The following is a 14,611-nucleotide window of genomic DNA, read 5'->3' on the forward strand; positions in this document are numbered from 1 at the left end:
GTTTTCTCGGTTCCCGGACATGATGTCCGACCGAGGGGCTACGGTATGCACCCACAAGGTGACATGCAGCAACGCCGGGAGATGCCTTGAGCGTTCCGTACGAGACCGCAGCGTACGAACCAGCCGAGTCGCCCGAGTCTCCTGAGGAGCATCTCGCGCGGCTCCTCGGCCGTGCCCTGAACTCCTTCGAGCTGCCCGACGAGGTGATAAGGCGGCTCGACTGCGCGCTGGCGCACGACAGTTCGCTGCACTCCGCGTACCACAGCGCGGGACTGCACCGGGAGACGTACCGGCACACCTGGCTGCTCGCCGACGGCTCGGCGGTCACGCTGTGGGAGCTGGTGCACAACCCCACCCCGGGCAGCGCCCCGGAGCACGAGGTGTACGTCGACGAGGAGGAGGTGCAGACCGCCACGGCACGGCTCGGGCTGCCCCCGGAGACACGGGACTTCGAGCTGCCCGCGCTGATGCGGCTGTGGGCCATCCCCGAGCCCCGGCACATGTTCGCCTCCGAGGACTCGGCGGACCACGCGCGCCGGCTGCTGCGCCGTGCGGAGAACCCCGACCGGCCCGACGCGCAGACGGCGGCCCTGCTGGCGACGGCGACCGCGCACGAGATCACACAGGCCTTCGGCCGGCCCGGGCGGGCCGGACGCACGGGGCTGAGCTACGCGCTGTACGAGCACGCCTTCCTGCTGCCGGACGGCACCGAGATCTCCCTGTGGGAGGTCGAGCACACGGCGACGCCCGACGGACGGCACATGTGCGAGGTCTACATGTCGCAGGACGCGGCCCGGGACGCGATGGAGCGGCGCGCGGCGCGGCAGGGCTGAGGATCAGCCGTTGGCGAGGTGCCGTACCAGGCCCGCGAACGCGTCCTGTTCGGCCGGGGTCAGCTCGACGGACTCCCGGGAGGGACCGACTCGCGTCTGGCTCGGCAGCGCCGGGAGCGGTGCGGTGGAGCGCCGGGCGACGGTCCGGCGGCCGGCGCGGCGCAGCAGACGCAGCAGAACGACGACCCAGACGACGGCCGCCGCCGCGAGGACGGCCATGCCGATCAGCTGGAGAGTCGGGGCGTGCTCAGGCATGTACCCCAGTACACACCACGGTCCGGGACTTCAGTCCCGGACCGTGACGTATCTCGCAGGTGCCGTGAACAACTCACAGCGAACTAAAGGGACAAGGGCGGGAGGGGTAAGGGGGCGAGACGCCGTGGGCGGGGGTGCGCCGGTCAGGCCGCTATCGGCTGCTTGGCCTCCTTCGGCGCGGTGGCCGCCGGTGCGGTGGGGTCGGTGGCCGCGGACCCGGGGGCCGGCTTGCGCATCCCCTTCAGGAGGACCACCAGGGCCGTGGTGACGCAGACGCCGGCCGCGATGGCCACCAGGTACAGGAACGGGTTGCCGATCAGCGGTACCACGAAGATGCCGCCGTGCGGGGCGCGCAGGGTGGCGCCGAAGACCATCGACAGGGCGCCGGTGAGGGCGCCGCCGACCATCGAGGACGGGATGACCCGCAGCGGGTCGGCCGCCGCGAAGGGGATCGCGCCCTCGGAGATGAAGGACGCGCCCAGGACCCAGGCGGCCTTGCCGTTCTCCCGCTCGGTCTGCGTGAACAGCCTGCCGCGCACGGTGGTGGCCAGGGCCATCGCCAGCGGCGGGACCATGCCGGCCGCCATCACCGCGGCCATGATCTTCATGGCGGAGCCGCTGGGATCGGCGACGGCGATGCCGGCGGTGGCGAAGGTGTAGGCGACCTTGTTGACCGGACCGCCGAGGTCGAAACACATCATCAGGCCGAGCAGGGCGCCCAGCAGGACGGCGTTGGTGCCGGTGAGGCCGTTCAGCCAGTCGGTCAGGCCCTTCTGCGCGGAGGCGATGGGTTTGCCGATCACGACGAACATGAGGAACCCGACGATCGCCGAGGAGATCAGCGGGATCACCACCACCGGCATGATGCCGCGCAAGGACGCCGGGATGTTCACCTTCTGGATCGCCATCACCACGCCACCGGCGATCAGACCGGCCGCCAGACCGCCGAGGAAGCCCGCGTTGATGGTCAGGGAGATCGCGCCGCCGACGAAGCCGGGGACCAGGCCTGGCCGGTCCGCCATGCCGTAGGCGATGTAGCCGGCCAGGACCGGGACCAGGAAGCCGAAGGCCACGCCGCCGATCTGGAACAGCAGGGCGCCCCAGCTGTCGGCCTGGGTCCACAGGAAGTGGTCCATCACCGACGGCGCCTTGTTGATCTTGTAGCCGCCGATCGCGAAGCCCAGGGCGATGAGGAGACCGCCGGCGGCGACGAACGGGACCATGTAGCTGACGCCGGACATCAGCCACTTGCGCAGCTTGGTGCCGTAGCCCTCGGTGGAGTCGCCCGCGCGCTCGACCGGCGTACCGGCCGACGCGTGCGCCGGGGCGCTCGCCTCGCCGCGCGCCGCCTTCTCGCGGACCTCCGCGAGGAGTTCGGCGGGGCGGTTGATGCCCGCCTTCACGCCGACGTCCACGGTTGGCTTGCCCGCGAAACGGTCCTTGTCGCGTACGGGGACGTCGTGCGCGAAGATCACGCCGTCCGCCGCCGCGATCACCGCCGGGTCCAGCCGGACGAAGCCGGCCGAGCCCTGCGTCTCGACGACCACCTCGACGCCCGCCTCACGGCCGGCGTTCTCCAGGGACTCCGCCGCCATGTAGGTGTGGGCGATACCGGTCGGGCAGGAGGTGACGGCGACGACGCGGAAGGGGCGCTCGCCGGAGTCGGTGCCGGTGCCGGTGGGCTCTGCGGCGGCCGGTGCGGTGGCCGCCGTGGGGGCGTGCGCCGGGGCGCTCGCGGTCGCGGCGGGCGCGCCTTCCCCGCTCGCACCTTCCGCGCTCGCACCTTCCGCGCTCGCACTCTCGGCGCTCGCGTCCGCGACCGACGTGTGCGCCGTCTTGCCCGCTGCGGCGCCGGTGGAGGCCGCCACCGGAGCCGCAGCGGTGTCTTCGGAGACGCCCTCGGCGCCCTTCGCCGACGGTTCCTCGTCGCCCCGGATCAGCGCCGCCGCCGTCTCCGGGTCGCCCGCCGCCCGCAGCGCGGCGGTGAACTCGGCGTTCATCAGCTGGCGGGCGAGGGAGGACAGGATGGTGAGGTGGGCGTCGTCGGCGCCGGCGGGTGCCGCGATCAGGAAGATCAGGTCGGCCGGTCCGTCCGCGGCGCCGAAGTCGATGCCGGCGGCACTGCGGCCGAACGCGAGGGTCGGTTCGGTGACATGGGCGCTACGGCAGTGCGGGATGCCGATACCGCCGTCCAGGCCGGTCGGCATCTGGGCCTCACGGGCGGCCACGTCGGCGAGGAAGCCCTCCAGGTCGGTCACCCGGCCCTGGGCCACCATGCGCTCGGCGAGGGCACGCGCCGCCGCTTCCTTGGTGTCGGCGGACAGGTCGAGATCGACCAGGTCCGCGGTGATCATGTCGCTCATCGCGGGCTCCTATGCACGCGTATCGCCCGGGGAGAGGAGTGGGCGTAGGTGGGGACGGGGGTTGTGTGGGGGGCGGTGGGGCGGACGGGGACCGACGGAGCTCCGCGACGGGGGATGCGGGGTGGAGCCGTCGTATCGGGGGCGGGGGTCGGGTGGGGAACGGTGGAGCGGTACGCGGCCGGCGGGCTGAACGGAGCGGACGTACCGCGAGCGGTCGGTCCATGGGCCCGAGCGCTCACACCGCGAACCACCGGAGCGGTCGCGGCGCACGCCCGCGCTGCATGTACGGCCGGAGCGAACGGCACGTCGGCCGGAGCGGTCGTACCCCATGCGGATGTCATGGCGCCGGCTCCCTCAGTTCGCGGTCCAAGGGGATGTCGGTGGTGACGGTCACCGCCGCCGGGTTCAGGTCGGCCGGGGTCGGCATCACACTGCCGGGAAGCTGGACGGCGGCGGCGCCGTGGGCGACGGCGGAGGCGAGGGCCTCGGGGCCGGTGCCGCCGGCGATGAGGAAGCCTGCCAGGGAGGCGTCACCGGCGCCGACGTTGCTGCGGACGGCGGACACGCGCGCGCTGCCGAACCACGCGCCGGCGTCCGACACCAGCAGCTGGCCGTCGGCGCCCAGGCTCGCCAGCACCGCTCGGGCGCCCATCGCGCGCACCTCCTCCGCCGCCTTGAGCGCGTCGCCCACGGTCGTCAGGGGGCGCCCGACGGCTTCCGCCAGCTCTTCGGCGTTCGGCTTCACCACGTCGGGCCGCGCGCGCAGCGCCTCCAGAAGCGCACGCCCCGAGGTGTCCAGCGCGATCCGCGCGCCTGCGGCGTGCGCCCGCGTGACGACATCGGCGTACCAGGAGGGCGCGAGCCGGCGGGGCAGGCTGCCGCAGCAGGCGATCCAGTCGGCGTCGCGGGACTGCGAGCGGACGGTGTCCAGGAGGAGTTCCTGCTCGGACTCCGACAGTGCCGGACCCGGGGCGTTGATCTTGGTGAGGACCCCGTCGGCCTCCGCGAGCGCGATGTTGGAGCGGGTGGCTCCGACGATCGGGACCGGCGCGACCTCGATGCCCTGCGCGTGGAGCAGGTCGGCGACGAGCGCCCCCGGCGCACCACCCAGGGGCAGAACCGCGACCGTGCGCCGACCGGCGGCGGCGACCGCGCGCGAGACGTTCACGCCCTTGCCGCCGGGGTCCATGCGCTCGGTCTCGGCGCGGATGACCTCGCCGCGCTTGAGGGCCTGGACCTCGTAGGTGCGGTCGAGGGACGGGTTGGGGGTGACGGTGAGGATCATGCGCGCACTACTTCCGTGCCGCCGCGCTCGATGGCGGCGGTGTCTTCGGGGCTCAGCCCGCTGTCGGTGATCAGCAGGTCCACGTCGCTCAGGTCGCCGAAGCGGGCGAAGTGCTCCTGGCCGTGCTTGGAGGAGTCGGCCAGCAGCACCACGCGCCGGGCGGCGGCGACGGCGGCCCGCTTGACCGCGGCCTCGGCGAGGTCGGGGGTCGTCAGACCGTGTTCGGCGGAGAAGCCGTTGGCGGCGACGAACAGCACGTCGGCGCGGATCTCGCCGTACGCGCGGAGCGCCCACGCGTCCACGGCGGCGCGCGTACGGTGCCGTACGCGCCCCCCGATCAGATGGAGCTGGATGCCCGGGTGGTCGGCGAGGCGGGCCGCGATCGGCAGGGAGTGCGTGACGACGGTGAGCCGCGCCTCCAGCGGGATGGCGGCGGCGACGCGCGCCACCGTCGTACCGGCGTCGAGGATCATCGTGCCCTCGGCCGGCAGCTCGGAGAGGGCGGCCTTGGCGATGCGGTCCTTCTCGTCGGCGGCGGTGGTCTCCCGCTCGGCGAGGTCCGGCTCGAAGTCGAGGCGGCCGGCCGGGATGGCACCGCCGTGCACCCGGCGGAGCAGACCGGCGCGGTCGAGGGCCTTCAGGTCGCGGCGGATCGTCTCCGCCGTGACCTGGAACTCCTCGGCCAGCGACAGCACGTCCACCCGGCCGCCGTCACGGGCGAGCCGGAGGATCTCCTGCTGCCGTTCCGGTGCGTACATGTCCGTTCGCCTCCGCCTCAATGTCCGGCTGATGTCCGACGCCGATACCCGATACCCGACGCCGATACCCGGTGCCGATGCCCGATGCCGATGTCCGACCGTCTCCGGGTCATGCCCGAACGTGTGGTTTCAGCGGCAGGCTACGCCCGGATTTCCGGAAAGTAAACAGATTCGGGCCCGGGCTGGGCATGAACGGACTTCCGGTGGCTTCCGGATGTCTTCCGGCGGGCCTCCGGCGCTGTCCGGGCAGCGGAAAGGCCCGGTGCCGAACCGGCACCGGGCCCCTCGTCCTGCCTGGTCAGTGCACCAGCGCGGGCTCCTTCTCCACCGCCGGCGCCTCCTGAGCCCCGCCTTCCACATGCTGTGCCGGACGCTTCGGCAGCGCGGACATCAGCAGGAAGATCGCGCCCATGATCCCGGCCACCCACCACAGCGCGTGCTGGAATGCGTGCACGAAGGCCGGGCCGACCTGGGCCAGGGTCAGCCGGTCGCCGATCTGCCCGTAGAAGACCACCGACACCAGCCCCAGCCCGAGCGCGTTCCCCATCTGCTGCACGGTGTTGATCAGCCCGGACGCCGAACCGGCGTGCTCGCGCGGCACCTCCGAGAGCACCGCGTCGGTCAGCGGGGCGACGATCAGCCCCATGCCGGCACCCATCACGACCAGCGGCAGGGCCATCTGCCAGGAGGCGATGGCGAGGCCGTAGTGGCGGGCCTCCCACAGGTAGAGCAGCACGCCCGCGCCCATCACCAGCGCGCCCGCCTGGAGCACCTTCCGCCCGAACCGGGGGACCAGCTGCTGCACGGACAGCCCGGCCGCCGTGGACACGGCGATCGAGAACGGCACTCCGGTCAGCCCGGCCCGCAGCGGGCTCCAGCCCAGGCCGATCTGCATGTACAGCGTCCAGACCAGGAAGAAGATGCCGAGCGCGACCCCGAAGACGGTCTGTACGGCGATGCCCGCGGCGAAGCTCTTCACCCGGAAGAGGGACAGCTCGATGAGCGGGGAACCGTCCCTGGCGCCCTTCCGTTTTTCGTACGACACCAGCGCGGCGAAGACGGCGAGCGCGCCGGCCATGCAGACGTACCCCCACAGCGGCCAGCCCAGCTCGCGCCCGCGGGTGAGCGGATAGAGCAGCATCAGCAGGCCCAGCGTGACCAGGGCTACGCCGACGAGATCCAGCTTCAGCGCCTTGGGGGCCTTCGACTCGGAGATGAAACGGCGGCCCAGCACCCAGGCCAGGACGCCGACAGGGAGGTTGATGAGGAAGATGGGCCGCCATTCGAGGCCGAACAGGTTCCACTCCGTCAGGAGCGCGCCGAGCAGCGGGCCGGAGACCGCGCCGAGGCCGACGATCGCGCCGAACAGGCCGAAGACCTTGCCGCGTTCGTGGGCCGGGAAGGTGGCGTGCACGATCGACAGCACCTGCGGCACCATCAGCGCGGCCATGCCGCCCTGGAGGATGCGGGAGGCGACCAGCATGTCGGGGTTCACGGCGAAGCCGCACAAAGCCGAGGCGAGCGTGAAGCCGCCGATACCGATGAGGAACAGCCGCTTGCGGCCGTGGATGTCGCCGAGCCGGCCACCGGTGATCAGACCCGCGGCGAAGGCGAGGGCGTAGCCGGCGGTTATCCACTGGATCTGGCTGACCGAAGCGCCCGCGCTTCGCTGGATGGACGGGATGGCGATGTTGACGATCGTCACGTCCACCAGGTCCATGAAGGCCGCGGTCATGACGATGGCCAGGGCGAGCCAGCGGGCGCGGTCGGCGGTCGGTGCGCGCAGTTCCCCGCGCCCCTGTGCGGTGTTGCTGTCGTTCGGGGTCATGGAGAGACCGTAGGACCGCATTAGGTCGGATCGTGTCCTACTTCTGCGGCATGCTCGGCTGCATGACGACCGACACTCCAGCCCGGCTGCTTCAGCTCCTCTCCCTCCTCCAGACGCCCCGTGAGTGGCCCGGTGGTGAGCTGGCCGAGCGGCTCGGGGTGTCGCGGCGGACCGTGCGGCGGGACGTCGACCGGCTGCGGGGGCTGGGTTATCCGGTGCAGGCGACGAAGGGCGCGGACGGCGGGTACCGGCTGGTCGCGGGCAAGGCGATGCCGCCGCTGGTGCTGGACGACGAGGAGGCGGTCGCCATCGCGGTGGGGCTGCGGGCCGGCGCCGGACACGCCGTGGAGGGGGTGGACGAGGCGTCCGTACGGGCCCTGGCCAAGCTGGAGCAGGTGCTGCCCTCCCGGCTGCGCCACCGGGTGTCCACGCTCCAGGAGGCGACCACGCCGCTGACCAGCGGGGACGGGCCGAGCATCGCGCCGGAGACGCTGACCGTGATGGCGTCGACGGTGGCGGGGCGGGAGCGGCTGCGGTTCGCCTACCGCGACAAGGACGGCAGCGCCTCCCGGCGGCTGACCGAGCCCCACCGGCTGGTGTCGACGGGCCGCCGCTGGTACCTGGTGGCGTACGACCTCGACCGGGCGGACTGGCGCACCTTCCGGGTCGACCGGGTGAGCGAGCCGTTCGCGACCGGAGTCCGGTTCGCGCCCCGGGAGTTGCCGACGGGGAGCGCCGCCGAGTTTCTGCGGCAGTCGATCCACCGGCGGCAGGAGACGTACGCGTTCGAGGTGCGGTTCGCCGCCCGGACGGAGCGGGTGTCCGGGCGCCTGCCGAAGTGGCTCGGGGTGCCCGAGGACGACGGCACGGGCGGTTGCGTCCTGCGGGGCACCACCGGCGATCCCATGGAGTGGCTGGCGGTGCGGCTGGCGATGGCCGACTGCGAGTTCACGGTGCGCGGACCGGCGGAACTGGTGGAGTGCGTACGGGAGTTGGGGGGCCGGTTGGCCAGAGCGGCCGATGCCGACGGGAGGGCGTAGGGCCTCTCACCGGCCCCCGGACCACCGCATCGCCCCCTGCGCCACGTCACCGTTACCCGTCCCCGGGCCGCGTCACCGTTCCCCGCCGCCTGCGCCACGTCACCGTTACCCGCCGCCTGCGCCACGTCACCGTTACCCGTCCCCGCGCCGCGTCACCGTTCCCCGCCCCCGGGCCGCGTCACCGTTCCCCGCCGCCTGCGCCACGTCACCGTTACCCGTCCCCGCGCCGCCTCACCGTTTCCCACCCGGGATCTCGGGCTCGCTCCACTCGAAGTCCCGCAGCGCGCGCAGGTTGTGCAGGGCCAGGGCCGCCGGACCGTCCGGGCCGGTGGACGGGGTCGTCGTGGCGGCCCAGGACTCCACGGCCACGCGCACGGCGGCACCGGCCACGGCCGCGGCGAAGCGGAGGTGCGGAGTCAGCAAAGCGTCTCGCCCCGCCGACTCCGCTCGCTCCACCAGGATCGCCCCCAGCGCTCCCTCCGACGTCTGGCACACCTCTGCCCACACCTTGCGCAGGGCCGGGCTGGTGTCGGCGAGGCGGATCAGGGTGCGGAGCCACTCCCAGGACGCGGCCGAGACGCCGAGGCCGGGGGTGAGGGTGTGGTGGACGGCGTGCTCCAGGGCCTCGGGGAGGGTCAGCCGGGCCGGGGCCGTACGGACCGCCTCGATCCAGCGCTGGGCGCCGGCCGCGTAGAGGGGGGCCACCGCCTCTTCCTTGGTGGCGAAATATCGGTAGAACGTGCGCGGTGCGATGCCCGCGGCCTGGGCGATGTCCTCGGCGCGGGTGGCCCGCAGTCCTTGCTGGACGAAGAGGGCTGCCGCCGCCCGGGCGATCTCCATCCGGGTCTCGGCCTTCCGGCGTTCGGTGAGGGACACCGGTGCGGAGGCGGAAAACGGCTGGTGGGCGGCGCTGGGGGTGGTGCTCATCCCGGCAGGCTATGCCCGTGTGGCAGAATCTGCCATCCGGCGGTCCACCCCGGGGTTCAGGTACGGGGTGGGCCGCCTTTCCAGCACGTCAGCGCCTGTTCCCACCAAAAGCGCGGCAGAGGCCGGGCAAGAAAAAAGCCGGACTCCGGCGCCCGGGGGGGGATAGGCGCCGAAGCCCGGCTCGGAAGGTCCCGGCGCCGGGGGGGGATTGCGTCGGGACGTGGTTCACGTGGGCCGGCCGTGTGGGGTCGGCCGGGGGTGTGCGGTGTGGGTGGGGAGTGCGGTTCCCGGGGCCCGCTCCGTGGGCCCGGAAGGGTTGTTCCCTCGGGCCCAGCGGTTGAAGCGATGGGACCACGCCATGTTTGCGCCGTCTTTCGCCACCGGGCGTACGCCCCGTACACCCCCTGCGTCACGCCGCCGCGTCGAAGCCGGTCTGGTGGGCCAGCTTCTTCAGCTCCAGCAGGGCGTGCTTCTCGATCTGCCGGATGCGCTCACGGGTGAGCCCGTGCTCCTTGCCGACCTCCGTCAGGGTGCGCTCGCGGCCGTCCTCGATGCCGTACCGCATCTTGATGATGGAGGCCGTGCGCTGGTCCAGGCGGCCGATCAGGTCGTCCAGCTCCTCGCTGCGCAGCAGGGTCAGGACGGACTGCTCGGGCGAGACCGCCGAGGTGTCCTCCAGCAGGTCGCCGAACTGGGTCTCGCCCTCGTCGTCCACCGACATGTTCAGCGAGACCGGGTCGCGGGACCAGTCCAGGACGTCCGTGACACGCTCCGGCGTCGAGCCCAGCTCCGCGGCGATCTCGGCCGGCTCCGGCTCGCGGCCGTGCTCACGGTTGAACTCGCGCTGCACACGGCGGATGCGGCCCAGCTCCTCCACCAGGTGGACGGGGAGCCGGATGGTGCGGGACTGGTCGGCGATGGAGCGGGTGATGGCCTGGCGGATCCACCAGGTGGCGTACGTCGAGAACTTGAAGCCCTTGCGGTAGTCGAACTTCTCGACGGCGCGCACCAGGCCGGCGTTGCCCTCCTGGATCAGGTCGAGCAGGGGCAGACCGCTGCGCGGGTAGCGCCGGGCGACCGCGACGACCAGGCGGAGGTTGGAGCGGATGAAGACGTCCTTGGCGCGCTCACCGGCGGCTACCAGGGCCTCCAGCTCCTCGCGGGTGGCGTCCGTCTTGGACTCCTCCTCGCCGTCGAGAACCTGCTGCGCGAACACACCCGCCTCGATGGTCTGGGACAGCTCGACCTCCTTGGCGGCGTCGAGCAGCGGCGTACGCGCGATCTCGTCGAGGTACATGCCGACCAGGTCGCGGTCTGCGATCTCGCCGCCATGAGCGCGAACACTGCTTGCCGAGTCGGCCGTCTCGCCGGTGGCGGACTGACGACGGGCGACGGCACGGGTTGCCATGCGTGCTCCCTTGCGATGGTGGGCTGGCGGGTGGTCCTGGTGAACGCTCGGCACTGAAGGGGGCAGTCTCTGGGACTGGCTCACTCGCTCACTCGCTCCGAGACTCTCTCCGAGTGCCCTGCATCCGTGGGAAACAACGACTGGAATCCGGACAGAATTCCCAACCCGCCCCCCAATTTTTCTGATCATGCAGTACCCTGTCCGCCACCCGGGGAGGCGAGATGCCGTCGGAACGCACGGAAGCGCAGGTCAGGCCGGGGGCCGAGGCGGACCTCGAAGCCCTCACGGCGATCTACAACCACTACGTGCGTGAGACGGCCATCACATTCGATACCGCCATCTTCACTCCGGAAGAGCGCCGCCCTTGGCTGCTCTCCCACCCGGAAGACGGCCCGCACCGGCTGATGGTTGCCACGGACGCGGAGTCACAGGAGATTCTGGGGTACGCCACATCCAGCCCTTACCGGCCGAAGCCGGCGTACGTGACGTCCGTGGAGACCTCGGTGTACGTCGCCCCGCATGCCGGCCGACGCGGGATCGGCACGCTGCTCTACGGCGCCCTCTTCGACGCCCTGGCCGGGGAGGACGTGCACCGCGCCTACGCGGGCATCGCCCAGCCCAACGAGCCCTCCACCCGGCTCCACGAGCGCTTCGGCTTCGGGTACGTCGGCACGTACCACGAGGTCGGCCGCAAGTTCGGCCGCTACTGGGACGTGGCCTGGTACGAGAAACCCCTCCAGCCGAGCCGAACCGTCACAGCCGAGCCGAACCGTCACAGCTGAGCCGAACCGTCGTAACTCAGCCGAACCGTCGCGGCTCGGCCGAACTCCTCACCCTCATCCGAACTGCACCGACCGCTTCGCCATTCCCATCCAGAAGCCGTCGATCACCGACTTCTGCGCGTCCAGCTCACCGCCCGCCTCCGCCGCGCCCATGGTCACGAAGAGCGGGGCGAAGTGCTCGGTGCGCGGGTGGGCGTAGCGGCCGGCCGGGGCCTTGTCCAGGAAGTCGAGCAGGGCGTCCCAGTCGCGGGCCTCCAGGGCCCGCCGCCCCCAGTCGTCGAACTCGGACGACCAGCTCGGCACGCCCCGGTCGGCGTACCGCAGGGCGGCGAGGTTGTGGGTGAAGAAGCCGGAGCCGACGATCAGCACGCCCTCGTCGCGCAAGGGGGCGAGCTTGCGGCCGATGTCCATCAGGCGCACCGGGTCGAGGGTGGGCAGGGAGATCTGGAGGACGGGGATGTCGGCGGCCGGGAACATCTCGACGAGGGGGACGTAGGCGCCGTGGTCGAGACCCCGGTCGGGAATGTCCTGGACGGGGATGCCGGGGGCGCGCAGCAGCTTGCGGACGGACTCGGCGAGCGCGGGGGCGCCGGGGGCGGCGTACTGGACCCGGTAGTAGTGCTCCGGGAAGCCCCAGAAGTCGTAGACGAGCGGGACGGTCTCCACCGCGCCGAGGGCGAGCGGGGCCTCCTCCCAGTGCGCGGAGACCATGAGGATCGCCTTGGGCCGGGGCAGGCCGGCGGACCAGGCGGCGAGCTGGCCGGGCCAGACGGGGTCGTCGGCGAGCGGCGGGGCGCCATGACTGAGGTACAGGGCGGGCATGCGCTCCTGGGCGGTGGCGGACATCGCGGCGGCTCCCAGTGATCCGGATACTTTAACTCTCAAGCTCTCACGGAAACTCTACGCGCGACTTGTTCAAGTTTCAAGGAGCTGGCTCGTACAGTGGGAGATATGAACACGGCACCGGACTCCGCCGCCGCACGGCACCGCTGGCTCACCGACGAGGAACAGCGCATCTGGCGCGCCTATCTGCACGCCACCACCCTGCTGGAGGACCACCTCGACCGGCAGTTGCAGCGCGACGCCGGCATGCCGCACATCTACTACGGCCTCCTCGTCGGCCTCGCCGAGGCGCCGCGCCGCCGGCTGCGGATGACCGAGCTGGCGATGAAGGCCAAGATCACCCGCTCCCGGCTCTCGCACGCGATCGCCCGGCTGGAGAAGAACGGCTGGGTACGCCGTGAGGACTGTCCCTCCGACAAGCGCGGCCAGTTCGCCGTCCTCACCGACGAGGGCTACGAGGTGCTGCGGCGCACCGCGCCCGGCCATGTGACCGCCGTACGACAGGCGCTGTTCGACCGGCTGAGCCCGGAACAGCAGAAGGCCCTCGGCGAGATCATGGAGATCGTCGCCGAGGGCCTCCAGCCCAACGAAGCGGGTGCGGACCTGCCCTGGCTCCGCTAGATCAGCGCGGGGCCGGTCTGGATCAGCGCAGGGCCGGTCCAGATCAGCGCAGGGCTGGTCGGACCGTACGGCCGGTCAGTGGGCCACCACCGGGACCGGCAGCTCGTCCTCGGCACCCTCGCCGGAGGCCACCGGGGTGGAACCGGGACGGCCCGCGTTGACGAAGGTGAACGCGATCAGGGCGGCGACCGCCAGAATGCCGACGGCGAACCAGATCGCGGTGCTGTAGCCGTGCACCTGCCCCTGGAGCTTCACCAGCTCCTGCTGCGGCTTGGCGGCGGCACCGGCGATGTGGTCCTTGATGTACGAGGTCGTCGCCGAGGCGGCGATGGTGTTCAGCAGGGCGGTGCCGATCGCGCCGCCGACCTGCTGCGAGGTGTTGACCATCGCGGAGGCGACACCGGCGTCCCGGGGCTCGACACCCTGGGTGGCCAGGGACATCGCCGGCATGAACGCCGTACCCATGCCGAGGCCGAGCAGCACCATCGCGGGCAGCAGCAGGGCGGCGTAGGAGGAGTCGATCTCCAGCTGGGTCAGCAGCAGCATGCCGAGAGCGGCGACGAAGAAGCCGGGGCCCATCAGCAGGCGGGCCGGGACGCGGGTCATCAGCCGGGTGCCGATCTGGGTCGAGCCGGTGATCATGCCGGCCACCATCGGCAGGAAGGCGAAGCCGGTCTTGACCGGCGAGTAGCCCTTCACGACCTGGAGGTAGTAGGTCAGGAAGAGGAACAGGCCGAACATGCCGATGATCGCGAGGCCGAGCGAGAGGTAGATGCCGCCGCGGTTGCGGTCGGTCACCACGCGCAGCGGCAGCAGCGGGGCCTTGACCTTCGCCTCGACGACCGCGAACGCGACCAGCAGCACCACGGACGCGACGAACATCGACACGGTCACCGCGTCGCCCCAGCCGTCGGACTCGGCGCGGGTGAAGCCGTAGACGAGCGCGACCAGGCCGAGGGTGGACAGCAGGACGCCCGGGATGTCGAGCGGGTTGCGGTTCCGGCCGCCCTCCGGCTCACGGATGACGAAGTAGGCGCCGGCCGCGGCGACCACGGCGAACGGGACGTTCACGAAGAAGGTCCAGCGCCAGTCCAGGTACTCGGTGAGGAAGCCGCCGAGGATCAGGCCGACGGCACCGCCGCCGCCCGCGATGGCGCCGTAGATGCCGAACGCCTTGGCGCGCTCCTTGGCGTCGGTGAACATCACCGCGAGCAGGGACAGCGCGGCGGGGGCGAGCAGCGCGCCGAAGACGCCCTGGAGGGCGCGGGCGCCGAACATCATCGTGCCGGTGGTGGCGGCACCGCCGAGCGCGGAGGCGGCGGCGAAGCCGGCGAGGCCGAGCACGAAGGCGCGCTTGCGGCCCCACAGGTCGGCGATCCGGCCGCCGAAGAGCAGCAGACCACCGAAGGCGAGGGCGTAGGCCGTGACGACCCACTGCCGGTTGCCGTCGGATATGCCCAGGTCGGTCTGGGCGGAGGGAAGGGCGATGTTCACGATGGTGGCGTCGAGGACGACCATCAGCTGGGCGAGCGCGATGAACACGAGCGCTTTCCAGCGGTTGGCGTCACCGCTCGGAGCGGCGGCGCCGGGAGCCTTGAGGGCTGCTTCGGACATGGAGATACCCACTTCGGGACTTCGTGACGGAGAAGTTTTCAGGACTTCGGTTGC

Annotated in this window: 13 protein-coding genes; 4 read left to right on the forward strand and 9 right to left on the reverse strand. The window is 71.9% G+C overall.

The genetic code is table 11. The features are described 5' to 3' along the window. Window positions 1-86 precede the first annotated feature (86 nt). Complete coding sequence (locus ACZ4WH_RS07975) at window positions 87-833, forward strand: DUF6227 family protein (RefSeq protein ID WP_468177751.1); 747 nt, start codon at window positions 87-89, stop codon at window positions 831-833. Window positions 834-836: 3 nt separating this feature from the next. On the opposite strand, the gene ACZ4WH_RS07980 is transcribed toward ACZ4WH_RS07975, so the two are convergent. The 5 genes from ACZ4WH_RS07980 to ACZ4WH_RS08000 all read right to left on the reverse strand — a co-directional run bounded on the left by ACZ4WH_RS07980 (window position 837) and on the right by ACZ4WH_RS08000 (window position 7,322). Then, the gene (locus tag ACZ4WH_RS07980; protein ID WP_468177753.1) at window positions 837-1,088 is read right to left on the reverse strand and encodes a hypothetical protein; all 252 of its coding nucleotides are present in this window, start codon (window positions 1,086-1,088) and stop codon (window positions 837-839) included. 143 nt (window positions 1,089-1,231) lie between these two features. Continuing rightward, on the reverse strand, window positions 1,232-3,451 hold the full coding sequence (locus ACZ4WH_RS07985) for a PTS fructose transporter subunit IIABC (protein ID WP_468177755.1): 2,220 nt from the start codon (window positions 3,449-3,451) through the stop codon (window positions 1,232-1,234). Between the two features lie 337 nt (window positions 3,452-3,788). Then, a complete protein-coding gene (pfkB, locus tag ACZ4WH_RS07990; RefSeq protein WP_468177756.1) occupies window positions 3,789-4,736 on the reverse strand; it encodes a 1-phosphofructokinase in 948 nt (315 codons plus the stop codon). Further along, window positions 4,733-5,494 (reverse strand): DeoR/GlpR family DNA-binding transcription regulator, encoded by a 762-nt coding sequence (locus tag ACZ4WH_RS07995; RefSeq protein ID WP_014673267.1) that lies wholly within the window; start codon window positions 5,492-5,494, stop codon window positions 4,733-4,735. The genes pfkB and ACZ4WH_RS07995 overlap by 4 nt, the downstream gene beginning before the upstream one ends. Before the next feature lie 298 nt (window positions 5,495-5,792). Further along, window positions 5,793-7,322 (reverse strand): MFS transporter, encoded by a 1,530-nt coding sequence (locus tag ACZ4WH_RS08000; protein WP_468177758.1) that lies wholly within the window; start codon window positions 7,320-7,322, stop codon window positions 5,793-5,795. A gap of 62 nt (window positions 7,323-7,384) precedes the next feature. On the opposite strand from ACZ4WH_RS08000, the gene ACZ4WH_RS08005 reads away from it, so the two are divergent. Beyond that, window positions 7,385-8,362: a helix-turn-helix transcriptional regulator gene (locus tag ACZ4WH_RS08005; protein WP_468177760.1), complete on the forward strand. Its 978-nt coding sequence runs from the start codon at window positions 7,385-7,387 to the stop codon at window positions 8,360-8,362. 231 nt (window positions 8,363-8,593) lie between these two features. Here the strand turns inward: ACZ4WH_RS08005 and ACZ4WH_RS08010 are convergent, their stop codons facing one another. Together ACZ4WH_RS08010 and ACZ4WH_RS08015 are read right to left on the reverse strand one after the other, a co-directional pair. Next, window positions 8,594-9,202, reverse strand: coding sequence for a TetR/AcrR family transcriptional regulator (locus ACZ4WH_RS08010; protein ID WP_468177883.1), 609 nt, complete (start codon window positions 9,200-9,202; stop codon window positions 8,594-8,596). Between the two features lie 496 nt (window positions 9,203-9,698). After that, entirely contained in the window at window positions 9,699-10,697 is a 999-nt protein-coding gene (locus tag ACZ4WH_RS08015) for a sigma-70 family RNA polymerase sigma factor (RefSeq protein WP_468177762.1), read from the reverse strand. 221 nt (window positions 10,698-10,918) lie between these two features. Here ACZ4WH_RS08015 and ACZ4WH_RS08020 point away from each other — a divergent pair, with 221 nt between their 5' ends. Further along, window positions 10,919-11,479: a GNAT family N-acetyltransferase gene (locus tag ACZ4WH_RS08020; protein ID WP_468177764.1), complete on the forward strand. Its 561-nt coding sequence runs from the start codon at window positions 10,919-10,921 to the stop codon at window positions 11,477-11,479. A 54-nt stretch (window positions 11,480-11,533) separates the two neighbouring features. Here ACZ4WH_RS08020 and ACZ4WH_RS08025 read toward each other — a convergent pair whose 3' ends face one another. After that, window positions 11,534-12,325, reverse strand: a complete 792-nt coding sequence (locus ACZ4WH_RS08025; RefSeq protein ID WP_468177766.1) for a dioxygenase family protein — start codon at window positions 12,323-12,325, stop codon at window positions 11,534-11,536. A 105-nt stretch (window positions 12,326-12,430) separates the two neighbouring features. Here ACZ4WH_RS08025 and ACZ4WH_RS08030 point away from each other — a divergent pair, with 105 nt between their 5' ends. Further along, entirely contained in the window at window positions 12,431-12,943 is a 513-nt protein-coding gene (locus ACZ4WH_RS08030) for a MarR family winged helix-turn-helix transcriptional regulator (protein WP_468177768.1), read from the forward strand. 75 nt (window positions 12,944-13,018) lie between these two features. Here ACZ4WH_RS08030 and ACZ4WH_RS08035 read toward each other — a convergent pair whose 3' ends face one another. Then, the gene (locus tag ACZ4WH_RS08035; RefSeq protein ID WP_468177770.1) at window positions 13,019-14,557 is read right to left on the reverse strand and encodes an MFS transporter; all 1,539 of its coding nucleotides are present in this window, start codon (window positions 14,555-14,557) and stop codon (window positions 13,019-13,021) included. Window positions 14,558-14,611: the final 54 nt, after the last annotated feature.

Source organism: Streptomyces sp. NPDC029138, from assembly GCF_055564375.1.

Excerpts from the sequence above, each read along its gene's own strand:
- ACZ4WH_RS07980 (WP_468177753.1), bottom strand. The coding sequence starts at position 1,088 with ATGCCTGAGCACGCCCCGACTCTCCAGCTGATCGGCATGGCCGTCCTC.
- ACZ4WH_RS07985 (WP_468177755.1), bottom strand. The coding sequence starts at position 3,451 with ATGAGCGACATGATCACCGCGGACCTGGTCGATCTCGACCTGTCCGCC.
- pfkB (WP_468177756.1), bottom strand. The coding sequence starts at position 4,736 with ATGATCCTCACCGTCACCCCCAACCCGTCCCTCGACCGCACCTACGAG.
- ACZ4WH_RS07995 (WP_014673267.1), bottom strand. The coding sequence starts at position 5,494 with ATGTACGCACCGGAACGGCAGCAGGAGATCCTCCGGCTCGCCCGTGAC.
- ACZ4WH_RS08000 (WP_468177758.1), bottom strand. The coding sequence starts at position 7,322 with ATGACCCCGAACGACAGCAACACCGCACAGGGGCGCGGGGAACTGCGC.
- ACZ4WH_RS08005 (WP_468177760.1), top strand. The coding sequence starts at position 7,385 with ATGACGACCGACACTCCAGCCCGGCTGCTTCAGCTCCTCTCCCTCCTC.
- ACZ4WH_RS08010 (WP_468177883.1), bottom strand. The coding sequence starts at position 9,202 with ATGGAGATCGCCCGGGCGGCGGCAGCCCTCTTCGTCCAGCAAGGACTG.
- ACZ4WH_RS08015 (WP_468177762.1), bottom strand. The coding sequence starts at position 10,697 with ATGGCAACCCGTGCCGTCGCCCGTCGTCAGTCCGCCACCGGCGAGACG.
- ACZ4WH_RS08020 (WP_468177764.1), top strand. The coding sequence starts at position 10,919 with ATGCCGTCGGAACGCACGGAAGCGCAGGTCAGGCCGGGGGCCGAGGCG.
- ACZ4WH_RS08025 (WP_468177766.1), bottom strand. The coding sequence starts at position 12,325 with ATGTCCGCCACCGCCCAGGAGCGCATGCCCGCCCTGTACCTCAGTCAT.
- ACZ4WH_RS08030 (WP_468177768.1), top strand. The coding sequence starts at position 12,431 with ATGAACACGGCACCGGACTCCGCCGCCGCACGGCACCGCTGGCTCACC.
- ACZ4WH_RS08035 (WP_468177770.1), bottom strand. The coding sequence starts at position 14,557 with ATGTCCGAAGCAGCCCTCAAGGCTCCCGGCGCCGCCGCTCCGAGCGGT.